At 48.3% G+C, this 604-nt stretch carries 1 protein-coding gene; it reads left to right on the forward strand.

Features of this window, described 5'->3' with window-relative positions; all coding sequences use genetic code 11:
* On the forward strand, positions 1 to 604 hold a 604-nt coding region (tnpC, locus tag ACY3FQ_RS17905; RefSeq protein ID WP_489774582.1), incomplete at both ends, for an IS66 family transposase.

Here is a 604-nt window from a genome sequence, read left to right on the forward strand (position 1 = left end):
ACTACAACAGCAGGTGCTGCATGCAGATGAAACACCGGTCACCATCATGCGGATGGGTGAGAATGATAAAAAACCGAAGAAAGGTTATGTCTGGGCCTATGCCACTACACAGTACAATCCAGTTCAGGCGGTGATCTATGACTTTCAGGATAGTCGTTCAGGCCAGCATGCTGCAGAGTTCTTGAAAGGCTGGCAGGGTTATCTAGTCTGTGATGATTACAGTGGTTATAAAGCACGCTTTAAATCAGGCCAGGTCATAGAGGTGGGCTGCATGGCCCATGCACGTCGTAAATTCCATGAACTGCATGTAACTGGGAAAAGTCAGGTCGCTGAACAGGCATTAGTGCTGATTCAGAAACTGTATGCCATAGAAGCAGAGCTCAGGAAAAAGACCGATGGTACAGCGGAAGACCGCCGCGAATACCGACAACAGCATAGTCAACCGGTCATGCAACAACTATATGAATGGCTCAACCAACATCAGCTGACGGTGCCATCGAGTTCTCCCACCGCCAAGGCCATCAATTACACTCTGAAGCGTTGGCCAGCTTTAAGCCGCTATTTGGATGATGGCAATCTACCGATTTGCAATAATTGGGTAGAG

The organism is Acinetobacter sp. AB03 (genome assembly GCF_058107045.1).